Raw genomic sequence first — 16,275 nt, 5'->3', positions numbered from 1 at the left:
CGGTTGATTCCGGTCTCGAGCGACCCCACTCCTGTGGATAACTCGAATATCAGCAGGGGAGTCAGCCTCTTATGCGAATGGACAAGTTGACTGCACGGTTCCAGCAGGCCCTTGGCGACGCGCAGAGCCGAGCGCTTGGAATGGACCACAATCTGCTTGAGCCGGAACACGTGATGGTGGCCCTGCTCGACCAGGAAGGTGGCGGCGTACGCGGTCTGCTGGCCCGCGCCGGTGCGCAGGTCGATCAGTTGCGTTCTGCTCTGGGCAAGAGACTCGATGGTATGCCCAGAGTCACCTCAGACCAGGCCGGACAGATCAATCTGTCCAATGATCTGGGCCGGCTGCTCAACCTGACCGACAAGATCGCGCGGGATCGGGGTGATGCCTATATCGCCTCCGAGCTGTTTGTGCTGGCTGCCCTCGAGGCCAAGGTCGAATTGACCAGGCTCCTGCACCAGGCCGGGGTCACCAATAAGGCCGTGGAGGAGGCCATCGAGTCGGTGCGCGGTGGCGAGACGGTCGACGATCCCAACGCTGAAGACACCCGCGAGGCGCTGAATAAATACACCATTGATCTGACCGAGCGCGCCGAGCAGTCGCGCCTGGATCCGGTCATCGGCCGCGACGAGGAAATCCGCCGCACCGTCCAGGTGCTGCAGCGCCGCACCAAGAACAACCCGGTGCTGATCGGCGAGCCCGGCGTGGGCAAGACCGCCATCGTCGAGGGCTTGGCCCAGCGCATTGTCAACGGCGAGGTGCCCGAGGGCCTGAAGAACAAGCGCGTGCTGATGCTCGACATGGGCCAGCTGATCGCCGGCGCCAAGTACCGCGGCGAGTTCGAGGAGCGGCTCAAGGCCGTGCTCAACGAGCTCAAGCGCGAGGAAGGCAGGGTCATCCTGTTCATCGACGAGATCCACACCATGGTCGGCGCCGGCAAGGCCGAGGGCGCGATGGATGCCGGCAACATGCTCAAGCCCGCGCTGGCCCGCGGCGAGCTGCACTGCGTCGGTGCGACCACGCTCAACGAATACCGCGAGAACATCGAGAAGGACGCCGCGCTCGAGCGCCGCTTCCAGAAGGTGCTGGTCGAGGAGCCCAGCGTCGAGGACACCATCGCCATCCTCAGGGGCCTGCAGGAGCGCTACGAGGTCCACCACGGCGTCGATATCACCGACCCGGCGCTGGTGGCCGCCGCGACCCTGTCGCATCGCTACATCACCGATCGCAAGCTGCCCGACAAGGCGATCGACCTGATGGACGAGGCGGCCAGCCGCATCCGCATGGAGATCGACTCCAAGCCCGAGGTCATGGACCGGCTCGAGCGCCGGCTCATCCAGCTCAAGATCCAGCGCGAAGCCTTGAAGAAGGAAACCGACGAGGCTTCGAAGAAGCGTCTGGCTGATCTGGAGGAGGAAATCAACGAGCTCGAGCGCGAGTTTGCCGATCTCGACGAGGTCTGGAAGGCCGAGAAGGCGTCGGTGCAGGATGCCACGCACATCAAGGAAGAACTCGAGCGCGCCCGCGCCGAGCTCGACAACGCCCGTCGCGCGCAGGATCTGTCGCGTATGGCCGAGCTGCAGCACGGGCGTATTCCAGACCTCGAGCGTCAGCTCCACGAGGCTGAATCGAGTGAGGCGACTGACCACTTTCAGCTGTTGAGAAACAAGGTCACCGAGGAAGAAATCGCCGAGGTGGTCAGCCGCTGGACCGGCATCCCGGTCTCGAAGATGCTCGAGGCCGAGCGCGACAAGCTGCTCAAGATGGAAGCCGCCCTGCACGAGCGGGTCATCGGCCAGGACGAGGCGGTCAAGGCCGTCGCCGACGCCATCCGGCGCTCGCGTGCCGGCCTGGCCGACCCCAACCGGCCCAACGGCTCCTTTCTGTTCCTGGGCCCGACCGGGGTGGGCAAGACCGAACTGTGCAAGTCGCTGGCGAACTTCCTGTTCGATACCGAGGACGCCATGGTGCGCATCGACATGTCGGAATTCATGGAAAAACACGCCGTGGCCCGCCTGATCGGTGCACCACCGGGCTATGTCGGCTACGAGGAGGGCGGCTACCTGACCGAAGCCGTCCGCCGCCGGCCGTACTCGGTGATCCTGCTCGACGAGGTCGAGAAGGCCCACCCGGAAGTGTTCAACATCCTGCTGCAGGTGCTCGACGACGGTCGGCTCACCGACGGCCACGGCCGCACGGTCGATTTCCGCAACACCGTGATCGTGATGACCTCCAACCTGGGCTCGGATCGCATCCAGGCGCTGGCCGACTCCGAATACGAGGCGATGAAATCGGCAGTGATGGACGTTGTCGGCCGGCACTTCCGGCCGGAGTTCATCAACCGCGTTGATGAGATCGTGGTCTTCCACCCGCTCGACCGCGCCCAGATCCGCGAGATTGCCGCGGTGCAGATCCAGTACCTGGAGAAACGCCTGGCCGACCGCGAAATCGGATTCGAGATCAGCGATGCGGCGCTCGACCTGCTTGGCGAGGCCGGCTTCGATCCGGTCTACGGTGCCCGGCCGCTCAAGCGCGCGATTCAGAACCGGCTTGAGAACGCCCTGGCGCAGAAGATCCTGGCCGGCGAGTTTGGTCCGGGCGACAACATCCGGGTCGATGCCCTGGAGGGTGAGCTGCAGTTTTGCCAAACAGCCGGAGCGGAGGCTGCTGCAGCGGGCTGAGACCGCCCTGAACAGCCGCCATCGAATGCTTGCCCCGCGTGAGGACGGGTCGGGCGTCGGCTGAGCCCGGAAGACTGTCGGGCCGACGCTATAATGTCGACTCTTTCACGGCTGGTGCGATGGAGGCGTCTGATCATCGGCAGGCTGAAGATTCTGACGCCGCTACTGCTGGCGGCCATGGTCCTTGGACTGACCGGTCGATCGGTGGAATTGACGCTACCGATGGTCCTGAGCAGTGCGGCTGACGCATTTGCGCTGACCAACCGCCAGCTTGGGCTGTTCGCGATGGCCGAAGTGCTGGGCGTCACGCTGGCTTCTGCCAGTTCAGTCTGGTGGCTGCGCCACACCCGCCCCGCACAGCTGGCAATGATCGGCGTGCTGGCTTTTGTGGTCGGCAATGCGATCACGCCGTTTGTGTCCCCCGACTGGTTGATTACTGTGCGCTTTCTCACAGCGCTCCTGGGGGAGGGTGCGCTGCTGATTGTCGCTACCTCGCTGTTGGGCAGCGCTGCGCAGGCCAGCCGCGTCTATGCGCTCTACATGGCCGCACAAATGGTGCTGGGCGCACTCCTGCTCGGCCTGCAGGGAGAGCTGGCCAGTCGATTCAGCCTGCTCGGGGTCATGGCAAGCCTTGTGGGACTCGGCCTGATCACCTTGCTGGCATTGCCTGGCGTGAGCCGCGCCAGTAACCGGGATCCGGATCAACCAACCGGTGCGTGGCACTCGGGTCAACCCACGCGCCGTGCGACACTGCTGCTGGTGGCGATGGGTTTGTTTCATGTCGGCGTGGGCGGCGCCTGGGCGTTTCTGCAGCAGCGCGGCGTTCAGCTCGGTCTGGATTTTGGCACCGGTGGCTGGATGATGAGCTTCATCATGTTCAGCGGTCTGGCTGGAACCGGCCTGGCCGCGCTCGGCGGCTCCGCACTGGGCTACAGACTGCCGTTCTGGCTGGGCTCGATCGGTCTGGCCGTGGGCAGTGTGCTGGCGGGTCTGGTCGACAACCTGTTATGGTTTGCCGCCGGAGGCACATTGATCATGGTTGGATGGAACCTGGTCGTTCCCTACCAGATTGCAGCGCTGGGCCGGCGTGGTCCGGTCGCCGGGCAACTGGCGCTGGTGCCGGCCTGCCAGGGCGCCGGTCTGGCGGCTGGACCCATGCTGGTCGGGTGGCTGGCCGGTGACGGCCACTTCGCGGCCATGGCCGGCGTCAGTGCCATCAGCGCCGCTCTTGCGTTGATGGCCGGTATCGGAGGATTACGCATGATCTTGCCGGATGAAGAAAAGGGCACGTGAACGCCGGATTTTACGAACTGCGACTGGCACCGATTGTCAGCGACCTCAGTCAGGTCGTTGTCTCGCTGGGGCTGATCAGCGTATCCGCAGGGTACGTCAGCGCGATCATCGGCGATACCTCGCTATTGCATACGCAGGCGTTCTGGCTGCGGTTGGTCTTATTGCTGGCCACCGTGAGCTTCACCTGCTATGCCCTGCTCGGCTACGTCGCCGACATGACCGCTGGTGCCAATACCACTTGGGCAGCCGACACCCGTTCGCCGGCGCGTATCATCGTGCTGTTTCTGGTCGATCTGGTCATGCTGGGGCTGCAGGGCTGGATGTATGGGGTGTTGCTGGTCATCGACATCGCCGATATCGGAACGACCGAAGTGGCCCGGTCATTCGACTTCGAGCTTACCCACCTGGTGATGCTTGCGGGGTTGGCGGCAGCCTGGCATGCCACAACCTTCCTCTGGCATCTGCTGGCCGGATCCCCGATCCGCGGTCAGCTTTCGCATCTGTTGTTTCTGCTCGCCTTCGGCGGCCTTGCCCTGGCCGCTGCGGGCTGGGAACTCGCCGAGCCGGACGGTCAATGGATCTGGGCGCTTGCCTACACCGCCGTTGTGCTGGCGCTGTTCTTTACGCGTGGCCGGACGCTGGTTCGCCAGGCGCTTGAAAGTGACAGGCGGCACCCGGCCGAGAATCATTACCGATGAGCGCGTTTTGTAGCCGACATTCAGACCTTCCGGCGCCGCTGCTCACGGCGGGCTGCTGATTGAGGTTTTCTTCAAGTATGCCTTTGCCAGCCGGCTGCGATTCATTACACTGAAGTACTGCGCACGATGACTGAACGTACTGAAACCCAGCCCATCCGCTATGTCGAGCCGGTGTTCCGCCCGCCCAGCGAGGCCCACTCGCTGATTCTGCCGGTGACCGACGGCTGTTCGTGGAACCGGTGTACGTTCTGCGACATGTACACGGCGCCGCAGAAAAAATTCCGGGCGCGCAACGAGGCCGAGGTGCTGGAGACCATCCGGCGCTGCGGGGAGCAATTCGGTTCGCGGGTGCGGCGGATCTTCCTGGCCGACGGCGATGCCCTGGTGCTGCCGACCCATCGATTGATGCGCATTCTCGAAGCGATTGCCGAGCACATGCCCTCGGTCGAGCGGGTATCCAGTTACTGTCTGCCGCGCAATCTCAAGCGAAAGTCCCTGACCGATTTGACCGGCCTGCGTGAAGCGGGTTTGCAAATGGCCTATATCGGTGCCGAATCCGGCGATGACGAAGTGCTGGAGAAAGTCAACAAGGGTGAAACCTTTGATTCCACCCGCGCCGCACTCGACCGGCTTGGCGAGGCCGGCATCATGCGCTCAGTCATGATTCTTAACGGACTGGGCGGTGCGGTCATGTCGCGTCAGCACGCCGAGCACTCGGCCCGGCTGGCCAACGCCACGCAGCCGGAGTACCTGGCTACACTGGTCGTCAGCTTTCCGATGGGTGAGGAACGCTTCCGACAGGGTTTTCCCGAGTGGGAGCCACTCGACCGCGTCGGGCTGTTTCGGGAGATGCGCCGTTTTATCGGCGCACTCGAACTCGACAACACCGTGTTTCGCTCCGATCACGCCTCCAACTGGCTGGTGCTCAAGGGCAGGCTCAATGCCGACAAGTCACGCCTGCTCGAACAACTGGAGCAGGCCATTCAGCAGCCCGGGCGCGCGCCGCTCCGGCCCGAGTGGGCGCGCGGACTGTAATGAAGCGGCTTGTACTCATTGCTCATGATCCTTCACCAAACACTCGGGCGATGGTGCAGGCCGTGCTCGAAGGCGCTTCGGATGGCGCTATTGACGGGGTCGAAGCCCATCACGTTCGGCCACTGGACGCGAACGCCGATTTTGTAATGGGTTCGGATGCGGTGATTTTCGGTACCACCGAGAACCTGGGCTACATGAGCGGCGCGCTGAAGGACTTCTTTGACCGCTGTTTCTATGATCTGATCGACAAGACCGACGCGATGCCTTATGCGGTGTTCATCCGGGCCGGCAAGGACGGCACCGGAACTCGTCGGGCGATCGAGAGCATCTGTGGCGGGCTGAACTGGAAGCCGGTGCAGGATTCGCTGATCTGCCGCGGCCAGTGGGACGACGCGTTTCTCGACCAGTGCCGGGCGCTTGGCATGGTCATGGCGGCCGGCCTTGAAGCAGGCATCTTCTGACCCGCTCAACAGTGTTGCTGCCAGCCCCCGCTCCCGTCTTCGGCCCCTTCCCCTTCCCCTTCCCCTTCCCCTTCCCCTTCCACCTTTCGCCTTTAGCCTTTAGCCTTTAGCCTTTAGCCCCCCACCTTTAGCTTCCTACGATTTACCATCTCCCCATGTGCCTGATCGCTTTCGCCTTTACACCCGGACAGGATCGTCACCTGCTACTGGCGGCCAATCGGGACGAGTTTCACGCGCGGCCGACCCGGGCCATGGCGTGGTGGGACTGGCCGGACGGGCCGCTGGCCGGGCGTGACGAGCAGGCCGGTGGCACCTGGCTGGCCGTGAGCCGGGACGGGCGCTGGGCGGCGGTGACCAATTTTCGTGATCCGCGCGCCGATAACGGTCAGCGCTCGCGCGGCGAGCTTCCGGCCGACTTCATTTCAGGTCATCGCTCGGCTGAAGAGAATGTGAAAGCCGTCCACGACCGGCGTGCCGACTATGGGCCATTCAACCTGCTGGCCGGCGACCCTGGGTCCTTGTGGTACTGCTCGACCCATGCAGAGCCGAGAGCCGTCAGTCCGGGTGTGCACGCCTTGTCCAACGGCCTGCTCGACGAGCCCTGGCCCAAGTCCCGGCACGTGGCGACGGCGCTTGGGGGCTTGCGGCCCTCGGCTGAAATCGATCCGGGTCGCCTGTTCGACCTGATGGACGACCGCGCCATCGCGCCAGATCGTGAGTTGCCGGAAACCGGTGTGGGCGCCGAGCTGGAGCGTTTCCTGTCGCCTGCGTTCATCGTCGGCGAACGTTACGGGACCCGCTGCACCACCATACTGTCGCTGGCCCAACGCAGTCTGGCGGCCGAGCGCAGTTTCAGCGCCGGTGGTGGCGCAGTTGGCGAACTGCGTTACGGGTTCGGGAGATAACGGCTCGGACACGCGGTCGCACGGATGGGCGAACCGACGCGCTACAACGCCTCCGAGGCAAAATCAGCCAGTCTGGAACGTTCACCACGTTTGAGCGTAATGTGACCGGCATGCGCCCAGTTCTTGAAGCGGTCAACCGCAAATGTCAGCCCCGACGTGGTTTCGGTCAGGTACGGTGTGTCGATCTGTTCGACGTTGCCGAGGCAGACGATCTTGGTGCCCGGGCCGGCGCGTGTGATCAGCGTCTTCATTTGCTTGGGCGTGAGGTTCTGGGCCTCGTCGATGATCAGGTAGCGGTTGAGGAAAGTGCGTCCGCGCATGAAGTTGAGCGAGCGGATCTTGATGCGCGAAGACAGCAGTTCGCTGGTGACGGCGCGCCCCCATTCGCCGCCGTGGTTGTCGACATCGGTCAGAACCTCGAGGTTATCGGTCAATGCCCCCATCCAGGGCGTCATTTTTTCCTCTTCAGTGCCGGGCAGATAGCCGATTTCGTCGCCCACCGAAACGGTTGCGCGGGTCATGATGATCTCGCGATAGAGCTTGTCATCGAGCGTTTGTGACAGGCCGGCGGCCAGTGCCAGCAGAGTCTTGCCGGTACCGGCAGTGCCGAGCAGGGTGACAAAGTCGATGTCGGCATCCATCAGGAGATTCAAGGCGAAGTTCTGCTCCGGGTTTCGCGCATGGATGCCCCAAACGCCGTGCTGGGAGCGCCGGAAGTCGCGCGCGACCTCAAGCACGACCTCACGGCTGCCGACGCTGCGGACAATAGCTTCCATGCCGTTGCTGCCGTCAAGCCGCAGGCACTGATTCGGGTACCACTGGTCACCGTCAAGCTGCCCGATGCGATAGTAGGTTCGTCCGTTGTCGGTCCAGGAATCCTCGGTGTTGTGCGCTTCCCAGAACGAGTTGTCCAGTTCGCGGATGCCGGAGTAGAGCAGGCTGAGGTCGTCAAGGGCCCGGTCGTTGTAGTAGTCCTCCGCGGTGATGCCGTGGATCGCCGCCTTGATGCGCAGGTTGATGTCCTTTGAAACCAGAATGACCTGAACATCTTTGTGCTTGCGCTTGAGGCTGAGGGCGGCGAGCAGGATCTCGTTATCGGCCAGCGAGCGATCGCCGACCAGTTCCTGGCCGTTTTCGAAGCGCTCGGTCTGGAAGTGCAAGCGGCCGGTACCGACGTTGAGCTTGAGCCCGTCCGGTTCGACCAGCGCAACGCCCTGTTCCAGGTCACTGCCCGGCGACATCATCTGTCCGATAAAGCGGCTGACCTGGCGGACGTTGCGCGCGACTTCGGACACGCCCTTCTTGGCCCGGTCGAGCTCCTCGAGCACGATCATCGGCAGAAAGACATCGTGCTCTGCGAAGCGGAACAGGGCAGTCGGATCGTGCATCAGCACGTTGGTGTCAAGCAGGTACAGGCGCCGGCAATCAGCCATGGTGATGGCTCTCCTGGTGGTGGACGGTGGGGCTTCGGTCAGCGCAGCGAGCGGACGGCTTCGAGCACATCCTCAACGTGGCCGGGCAGGCGAACCTTGCGCCATTCCCCGACCAGTTTGCCGCTGGCGTCGAACAGGAACGTACTGCGCTCGATACCCATGACCTTGCGACCGTACATGTTCTTTTCCCGAATGACGTCGAAATGACGACATAACACTTCGTCCGGGTCGGCGATCAGCGGAAACGGAAAGCCGTGCTTGGCCGCAAACTTCTCGTGGCTGGTGAGGGTGTCCCGTGACACTCCCAGAATTTCACAGCCCAGCGAGCGGAACGTGTCGTAATGGTCGCGGAAGGCTTCACCCTCCCGGGTGCAACCCGGGGTGTTGTCGCGCGGATAAAAGTAGACGACGAGCGGTTTCCCGATCTGTTCCTCGAGACGGATCTGACGGTTGCCGGTGGCGTCGAGAGGGGGGGATGACAAGACGATGGTGGATTCGGTCATTGAACGTAAAATATTTGTTTAATCAGCGATTTGTGGTTTTTGAGCGGCCCGATCCGGGCGCCTGATGCGTTACACTACCAAAAGGCCCACGCCCGGACGCGGCGCGCGCTGCCATTGTCGCACAAGGAAGAATGCGAAATGTTCAAGGGTTCCCTGGTTGCCCTGGTCACGCCAATGCAGCCGGATGGCGCAATCGATTTTCCGGCCTGGCGGCGGCTGATCGACTGGCACCTGCAGTCCGGTACCGATGGGCTGGTCGTCGGCGGCACCACCGGTGAGTCGGTCAACCTGACCGGCGAGGAATTCAGTCAGCTGCTGGCCACAGCCGTTGAGCAGGTCGCCGGCCGGATTGCGGTCCTGGCCGGTACCGGCAGTTCCTCGACCGAACAGACCGTGACGCGAAGCCGCCTGGCCGCAGACCTGGGAGCCGATGCCGCGCTGGTGGTCACGCCGGCCTACAATCGTCCCACCCAGCGTGGACTGATCGCCCACTTCACCACCGTGGCCGACAGTGCCGGACTGCCGATCGTGCTCTACAACGTGCCGTCGAGAACGGCCGTGGACCTGCTTCCTGAAACCGTCGCAAAGCTGGCCGGGAATGCCGGCATCGTTGCCATAAAGGAAGCCGTCGGCGACGCCGGGCGACTGGCCGCACTGCTCGATACGGGGCTGGCGGTGTTGAGCGGCGATGATCCAAGCTGCTGTCAACGCATGCTCGAAGGCGCCAGCGGCGTCGTGTCGGTGGCGGCCAATGTCGTGCCGGAAGCTGTAGCGGAGCTGTGCGCCCTGGCGCTGCAGGGCCGGGAGGACGGGGCGCGGAGAATCGACGGCGGTCTGCGCGAGCTGTACGCGTTCCTGGCAATCGAACCCAACCCCGTGCCGGTGAAGTGGCTGCTGGCTGAAAGCGGCTGGATCCCGCCGGGCCTGCGCTTGCCTCTGGTGGTGCTTGATCGGCCGTACCAGGCGCAGGGGCAGCAGCTGATCGAACAATTGGCGCTGGACGCCAGGCCGGATCTTGCCTAAACTGCGGGGCTGTTTCACCGACTGCTACGTCTGCACTGGCCTGTACCCGTGCATGACGGCCGCCTGTGCGGATTCGGTAGCCGAGCCTTTGTCATGAAAACCGCATTGAAGGGGCATATGAACCCAGTTCGACCTGCATACATCCTGCTTGCGCTGTCGCTGATTGCGCTGCTGGGCGGATGTTTCAACCGTGACCGCCAGCCGGTTTATGTCGCCAGCCAGGAGGTCAAACCGATTGAAGTGCCGGACGATTTGAGCGCGCCGGACACGCGGCGGCTGTTCGAGGTGCCCGGCTATTCCTTGCCGGAGCTGGCCGCACAGGGTGACCAGGAAGTGCCGCCGCGCGTGTTGTCGAGTTCGGAAGCCGAGCGCTCACGCTCGCACATCCGGTTTGGACCGACCGGGCTGTATCTCGCCGTCGAGGATGAGGTCGACAGCGTCTGGCGGCGGCTCGGTTTTACGCTCAACCGGGCCGGCATGAGCGTTCGAGAGGTTGACGAGGCGCAACGCCGCTATCGATTCCGGCTCGATCACGAACCGATCGTCGCCGAGCCCAGCGGGTTTGCACGCCTGGCCTTCTGGCGCAGCGACGAGATAATCGACTACAGCGGTGAATACATCGCCGAGGTGGAAGGCGAGAGCGCCAGCCGCACCCGGGTGCGGCTACTCAATCCCGACGGCAGCGTGATCGAGATGGAGCGTGCGGAGTTTGTCCTGGACAAGCTTCGCGAACGCCTGGGGTGAGTGGGTCATGCTGCCCGGGGACGGGCCGGCATTCAGCGCTCCAGGTACTGCAGCTTGTCCGGAACATCCTCCCACTGGCCGGCGTCATCCGGCGGCGGCTTCATTTCCGTGATGACCGGCCACTGCTGGGCCAGCTCCGCGTTGATCTCCAGAAACTGGCGCTGGTCGTCGGGTACGTCGTCTTCAGGGTAAATGGCCTGGACCGGGCATTCCGGTTCGCACAGCGTGCAGTCGATGCACTCTTCCGGGTCGATGACCAGGAAATTCGGGCCTTCGTGAAAGCAGTCGACCGGGCAGACTTCCACGCAGTCGGTGTACTTGCACTTGATGCAGTTCTCGGTCACAACGAATGTCATGGCGTGATTGCCCCGCTCGGTGGCGGCCGTGGCGGCCGCAGGATGCTAAACTACTGGAAACGATGATTGATTCTATCAGTTCGTTTCAGTCTTGTTGACCGCTCGAATCGGTCCGGGCGAACACCGACACCAAAGCTGGAATCCCGCATATTGCCCTCTGACCAGACCAACACCATCCCCGAATCCGTTCACGGTATTGTTCCCGGTCGCATCAGCCCGGGCGCCATCAAGGTCGTCGAGCGGCTGCAGCAGGCCGGATATCATGCCTACGTGGTTGGCGGCAGTATTCGCGATCTGGTTCTCGGACATGAGCCGAAGGATTTTGACGTGGCCACCAGTGCCACCCCCGAGCAGGTGCGCGAACTGTTCAGAAACGCGCGCCTGATCGGTCGGAGGTTTCGCCTGGCGCATGTGCGCTTTGGGCGCGAGATTGTCGAAGTCGCCACCTTTCGCGGCGGTGGCGACGGCAGTGATGACGAACACCGGGAGGTCGAGCAGGGCCGGCTGGTGCGCGACAACGTCTGGGGCTCGGAGGTCGAGGACGCTCGGCGTCGCGATTTCACCGTCAATGCCCTGATGTATGACCCGCAAACGGCCACCATACGCGATCATGTTGACGGCTATGCCGATCTTCAGCGACGGCGTCTGCGCCTGATTGGGGACCCGGTCACGCGCTATCGGGAAGACCCGGTTCGTTTGCTGCGAGCCGTGCGCTTCGCGGTCAAGCTCGATCTCGAGATGGATCCTGCCACCGCCGAGCCAATCTCAGGCATGGCCGGATTGCTTGCCGATATTCCGCCCTCGCGCCTGTTCGAGGAGATTCTCAAGCTGTTCATGGGCGGATGTGCCTGGCCGACCTTCCAGGCGCTGGTTCGCTACCGCCTCTGGCAAGAGCTGTTTCCCGGGCTGCTCGATGATCCGTCCAGTCCGCCGGTGCTCATTGAGCAGGCGCTGCGAAATACTGATCAGCGCGTGCGCGATGGCCTTCCGGTCACGCCGGGTTTTCTGTTTGCCGCGCTGCTGTGGCCGCGCGTGCGCGTGCGTGCCACGACGTTGATTGATGGGGGCGTGCCGCCGGTCGAGGCGCTGGCAGAAGCCGGTGAGGGTGCCATCGTGGCTCAGGCCGAACGCGTTTCCATACACCGACGTTTTTCCGGCATGGCCAAGGAGATCTGGTGCATGCAGCCGCGTTTCGAGAAGCGCCGCGGCAAGCGTGCCCTGCGCCTGATGTCGGAACGGCGGTTCAGGGCCGCCTATGACTTTCTGTTGCTGCGTGCCCTGGAGAATCCCGAACTGCAGGAGCTGGCAGACTGGTGGACGGAGATTCAAGAGGCCGGTCCCGAGGAAAGCAAGGCCGCGGTCCATCCTGCGGGCAGTCGCAAGCGACGACGGCCGCGGCGCCGCAAGGTGGCCGGTTGACGCGCGCCTGGATTGGACTGGGTGCCAACCTGGGCGAGCGTGGCGCTGCCATTGCCCGCGCGCTGGCAGCCCTGGATCAGACGCCGGCCATTGCCGTTGCAGTGGCCTCATCGGCCTGGCGAACCCGGCCCTGGGGCGATCCGGACCAGCCGGATTTCATCAACGCGGTGGCCGCGGTGGACACAACGCTGAGTGCACACGAGCTGCTGGCCCGGATGCAGTCGATCGAGCAGGCACTGGGCCGAAAGCGCTCGGTCAGACGCTGGGGTCCGCGGGTGATTGACCTGGACTTGCTGCTGTTCGGTCGGCAGGTCATCGACCGCCCCGGTCTGGTCGTGCCCCATCCGCGCCTGGCCCAGCGTGCTTTCGTGCTGATCCCGCTGGCCGAACTGGCCCCGTCGCTGCGGGTTCCGGGTCAGGGGCGGGTTGACCGGCTGGCCGCAGCACTGGACGATAGCGAGCGGGCAGCGGTGGCGCCGGAACCTGCGCTCGAGCTGCCTTTCAGACACCAAGCACGGATCGATTCTCATGGATGATAGCCACAAAGTAACCGTTCCCGAACTGGCCCGCATGAAGACCCGGGGGGAGGCAGTGGTCATGCTGACTGCCTACGATGCCAGTTTTGCCAGTCTGATCGATGCCGCCGGTGTCGATTGCGTGCTGGTCGGTGATTCCCTGGGCAACGTCATTCAGGGACGCGACTCGACCCTGCCGGTAACGGTCGACGACATGGCCTACCACGTCTCGGCTGTCGCGCGCGGCCTGCAGCGGGCCCTGCTGATCGGCGATCTGCCCTTTCTGAGCTACCACGATCACCGCAGCGCCATGCGCTCGGCCGGTGCGTTGATGCGCGCCGGAGCCGAAATGGTCAAGCTTGAAGGGGGTTCAGCGGTGGTGCCGGTGGTCAAGGCCCTGGTTGAACAGGGCGTGCCGGTCTGTGGGCACCTCGGGCTGACGCCGCAGCATGTCCATCGCCTTGGCGGCTATCGCGTCCAGGGTCGAGATGAAGCGCTGGCCAGCGCCATGAAATCAGATGCCCGGGCGCTGGTCGAGGCGGGGGCCGGCATGCTGGTTCTCGAGTGTGTGCCGACGGCGCTTGCCGGAGAGATTGCCGGCTCGCTGTCGATACCGGTCATCGGAATTGGCGCCGGGGACGAGGTCGACGGCCAGGTGCTGGTGCTCTACGACGTGCTTGGGATATCCGGCGGCCACCGGCCGCGCTTCGTCAAGGATTTCATGACCGATAGCGGCAGCATCCCGGCAGCGCTGAGCGCCTATGCCGAGGCCGTCCGGCAACATCGTTTTCCCGGCGCCGAACACGCCTACACGTGAGCATCACGGTTGTTGACACGCTGACCGAACTGAGAAGGCGGCTCGCAGTCTGGCGTGATAGCGGCACGCGTATCGGCCTGGTGCCGACCATGGGTAATCTGCATGACGGCCATCTGACCCTGGTTGAACACTGCCTCGATCTGGCTGACCGCAGCGTGGTGAGCCTGTTTGTCAACCCGACGCAGTTCAATCCGGGCGAAGACTACGAGGCCTATCCGCGAACGATCGAGGAGGATCTGGCGGCGCTTGAGCGACAGGGCTGCGACCTGGCCTGGATACCGTCGGTTGAGACGATGTATCCCCTGCCCGAGGCATTTCGCCTGCACGTACCCCCAGCCCTGGCCGACTGTCTGTGCGGTTCCAGCCGGCCGGGTCATTTCGACGGCGTCGCCACCGTGGTGCAGCGGTTGTTCAACCAGGTTCAGCCGGACCTGGCGGTGTTCGGTGAGAAGGACTATCAGCAGCTGCTTGTCATCCGCCAGATGGTACTCGATCTCGCGGTCCCGACCGATATCGTGGGCGTTGCCACCGTACGAGAGCCTGACGGGTTGGCCATGAGTTCGCGCAACGGCTATCTTGACGAGCAGCAGCGCCGCGCCGCGCCGACGCTCTACCGCGTTCTCGCAACGATGGCCGCGGGGCTGGCCGCCGGCAAGGAATTCGAAGCGCTGCAACAGCGGGCACTGGAAGAGCTGCAAGCGAACGGCTTGAGACCGGATTACCTGGAATGGCGCTCGGCCGCGGATCTGGGCACGCCCGGGCCGGATGAGCCAAGCCGGGTATTTGGCGCCGCATGGCTGGGGAAGGCCAGACTGATCGACAACGTTGCGATCCCGTAGGTCGCCGTCGCATCCCCGACGGGCGAAACTAGTGGTCCTTCAACCTGATAATTTAGGGTTCAGCGTTCCTGTAGCGCTCCACTGCAAGGCGCGCCGCGCAGGGAATGGCCGTAGCCCTTGCCAAGCGGCGGAACGCAGCAGCGGAGCGCTACAGGAGCGCCCGAAGGGTTGGCCTGTCAGCGTCCATGGCTGCGTTCCGGCTCTTGTAAAGGGCTATGGCCATTCACTGCGAGCCGCGCCTTGCCCTGAACGCTGACAGACCAACTGAACCCTAAATTATCAGGTTGAAGGACCACTAGTGTACCCCGTCACTCATCTTGTGACTTATAGAGCGCCGTACAAGCCCGAGCGCAAGGCGGCGCTCGCCGGGAAGGGTGGTGCCCTTTGCAAGAGCGCCAACGCCGCGATCGGGCTTGTACGGCGCTCCCGGTCGGGCGAGCGCCTCAGGGGCCATCTGCAGGGCAGGCGAAGCCGCATGGCGGCATTCGCGAAGCGAATAAAGCCTTGCGAGCGCAGCCGTCGCCCGTGTTGCGATTGCTTGACGTAGCCCCACTACGCCAGCGCAATCGCGCCTTGCATCTGGCCCCTGAGGCACTCGCTATAAGTCACAAGATGAGTGACGGGGTACACTAGCCCGCATTATTGATGAATTCACTCGCGCCCTTGCTTGCGCCTTGTCCGCACAGCGGATTTTCCTCCCTCGGAAATACAGCCTGGTATTCCGCTCGGTCGGAAAATCCGCTGTGCGAACAATCCCCTGCGCAATCATCGCGGCGATTCATGAATAATGCGGACTAGAGAGCCTGGGCACACGCAGTGACGCGTGTACGAGTCCGGGATGTCGCCGCCGGTCAATCCGGATCAGGACCCGCCCAGTGCCGCCAGAGATCGCTGAGCAGATCCGTCAGCCCTTTCCCAGCGAGCGTCGGCTCCTGATCCAGGCAAGAATGTCCTCCCACTGTTCCCAGTCAACCCAGGCCAGATACGGAGGCAGATCGGAGACCGACAGCCCGCGCTCGAAGGCGCGGACGTAGTTCATCGAGTCACGCAGCTGGCCAACGACCGGCACCCGGAATCCGTCCATGAATCCAGTCAGTTCCCGATAGACGATGGTCTGTGGGCGAACGCGATTGGCGATCAGCGCGACGCGGCAGGCTCCGTCCTGAATCGGCTTGAGCTCCAGCAGGTGATCGAGAAATCGCCAGGCCGCGCGCATGTCAACGTGCGAAGGCAGAATTGGCACCAGCAGACTCTGCGATCGCCGAACCACATTGCCAAGCTCGTTTCCGACGATGCCGGCCGGCGTGTCCAGCACCAGGGTATCGATTCCGGTCGGGGCACGCAGCTGGCCCCGGTGCGGCTCGGCGGCAACGATTTCCGGATAGTCTTCCGATCGCAGACCCAGCCATTCTCTGGCTGATTGCTGCGGGTCCATGTCGCCCAGCGCAACGCTGTGGCCCTCCCAGGCCAGGGCGGCCGCCAGGCCGGTTGCGATGGTGGTCTTGCCGCATCCCCCCTTGGCATTGACAACGGCGATTGTGCGCATGTCTCAAGCC

16 protein-coding genes are annotated in these 16,275 nt (G+C 63.7%); 12 read left to right on the top strand and 4 right to left on the bottom strand.

The genetic code is table 11. The features are described from left to right. Positions 1-77: 77 nt before the first annotated feature. The 6 genes from clpB to HND55_12875 all read left to right on the top strand — a co-directional run bounded on the left by clpB (position 78) and on the right by HND55_12875 (position 7,070). The gene (clpB, locus tag HND55_12900; GenBank protein QKK03481.1) at positions 78-2,678 is read left to right on the top strand and encodes an ATP-dependent chaperone ClpB; all 2,601 of its coding nucleotides are present in this window, start codon (positions 78-80) and stop codon (positions 2,676-2,678) included. A gap of 93 nt (positions 2,679-2,771) precedes the next feature. Beyond that, a complete protein-coding gene (locus HND55_12895; protein ID QKK03480.1) occupies positions 2,772-3,971 on the top strand; it encodes a hypothetical protein in 1,200 nt (399 codons plus the stop codon). Continuing rightward, a complete protein-coding gene (locus HND55_12890) occupies positions 3,968-4,669 on the top strand; it encodes a hypothetical protein (GenBank protein QKK03479.1) in 702 nt (233 codons plus the stop codon). Before HND55_12895 ends, HND55_12890 begins: the two co-directional genes overlap by 4 nt. Positions 4,670-4,795: 126 nt before the next feature. Next, on the top strand, positions 4,796-5,704 hold the full coding sequence (locus HND55_12885; protein ID QKK03478.1) for a radical SAM protein: 909 nt from the start codon (positions 4,796-4,798) through the stop codon (positions 5,702-5,704). Next, positions 5,704-6,165 carry a flavodoxin family protein gene (locus HND55_12880; protein ID QKK03477.1) on the top strand — a complete coding sequence of 154 codons (462 nt, stop codon included), beginning with the start codon at positions 5,704-5,706 and terminating at the stop codon, positions 6,163-6,165. Before HND55_12885 ends, HND55_12880 begins: the two co-directional genes overlap by 1 nt. Positions 6,166-6,320: 155 nt before the next feature. Further along, positions 6,321-7,070 carry an NRDE family protein gene (locus HND55_12875; GenBank protein QKK03476.1) on the top strand — a complete coding sequence of 250 codons (750 nt, stop codon included), beginning with the start codon at positions 6,321-6,323 and terminating at the stop codon, positions 7,068-7,070. Between the two features lie 41 nt (positions 7,071-7,111). On the opposite strand, the gene HND55_12870 is transcribed toward HND55_12875, so the two are convergent. Beyond that, complete coding sequence (locus HND55_12870; GenBank protein ID QKK03475.1) at positions 7,112-8,503, bottom strand: PhoH family protein; 1,392 nt, start codon at positions 8,501-8,503, stop codon at positions 7,112-7,114. 38 nt (positions 8,504-8,541) lie between these two features. Further along, positions 8,542-9,006 (bottom strand): peroxiredoxin, encoded by a 465-nt coding sequence (locus tag HND55_12865; protein ID QKK03474.1) that lies wholly within the window; start codon positions 9,004-9,006, stop codon positions 8,542-8,544. A 138-nt stretch (positions 9,007-9,144) separates the two neighbouring features. On the opposite strand from HND55_12865, the gene HND55_12860 reads away from it, so the two are divergent. Beyond that, positions 9,145-10,029 (top strand): 4-hydroxy-tetrahydrodipicolinate synthase, encoded by an 885-nt coding sequence (locus HND55_12860; protein ID QKK03473.1) that lies wholly within the window; start codon positions 9,145-9,147, stop codon positions 10,027-10,029. Positions 10,030-10,146: 117 nt separating this feature from the next. After that, positions 10,147-10,773 (top strand): outer membrane protein assembly factor BamC, encoded by a 627-nt coding sequence (gene bamC / locus HND55_12855; protein QKK03472.1) that lies wholly within the window; start codon positions 10,147-10,149, stop codon positions 10,771-10,773. A 32-nt stretch (positions 10,774-10,805) separates the two neighbouring features. Here bamC and HND55_12850 read toward each other — a convergent pair whose 3' ends face one another. Then, the gene (locus HND55_12850) at positions 10,806-11,129 is read right to left on the bottom strand and encodes a ferredoxin family protein (protein ID QKK03471.1); all 324 of its coding nucleotides are present in this window, start codon (positions 11,127-11,129) and stop codon (positions 10,806-10,808) included. A gap of 150 nt (positions 11,130-11,279) precedes the next feature. Between HND55_12850 and pcnB the strand changes: the two genes are divergently transcribed. From pcnB to HND55_12830, 4 genes are read left to right on the top strand one after another with little or no spacing between them, the layout of a single operon-like run. Continuing rightward, positions 11,280-12,548 (top strand): polynucleotide adenylyltransferase PcnB, encoded by a 1,269-nt coding sequence (gene pcnB, locus HND55_12845; GenBank protein ID QKK03470.1) that lies wholly within the window; start codon positions 11,280-11,282, stop codon positions 12,546-12,548. Then, positions 12,545-13,084: a 2-amino-4-hydroxy-6-hydroxymethyldihydropteridine diphosphokinase gene (gene folK / locus HND55_12840; GenBank protein ID QKK03469.1), complete on the top strand. Its 540-nt coding sequence runs from the start codon at positions 12,545-12,547 to the stop codon at positions 13,082-13,084. Before pcnB ends, folK begins: the two co-directional genes overlap by 4 nt. Beyond that, positions 13,077-13,880, top strand: a complete 804-nt coding sequence (gene panB, locus HND55_12835; protein QKK03468.1) for a 3-methyl-2-oxobutanoate hydroxymethyltransferase — start codon at positions 13,077-13,079, stop codon at positions 13,878-13,880. Before folK ends, panB begins: the two co-directional genes overlap by 8 nt. Before the next feature lie 2 nt (positions 13,881-13,882). Further along, the gene (locus HND55_12830; GenBank protein ID QKK04104.1) at positions 13,883-14,719 is read left to right on the top strand and encodes a pantoate--beta-alanine ligase; all 837 of its coding nucleotides are present in this window, start codon (positions 13,883-13,885) and stop codon (positions 14,717-14,719) included. A gap of 904 nt (positions 14,720-15,623) precedes the next feature. Here HND55_12830 and HND55_12825 read toward each other — a convergent pair. Next, complete coding sequence (locus tag HND55_12825; protein QKK03467.1) at positions 15,624-16,265, bottom strand: ParA family protein; 642 nt, start codon at positions 16,263-16,265, stop codon at positions 15,624-15,626. Between the last annotated feature and the right edge of the window lie 10 nt (positions 16,266-16,275).

This window comes from Pseudomonadota bacterium, assembly GCA_013285445.1.
Taxonomy (GTDB): domain Bacteria; phylum Pseudomonadota; class Gammaproteobacteria; order Xanthomonadales; family Wenzhouxiangellaceae; genus Wenzhouxiangella.
Note: the sequence above shows the minus strand (reverse complement) of the source record. Positions and strands in the feature narration are given on the sequence as shown.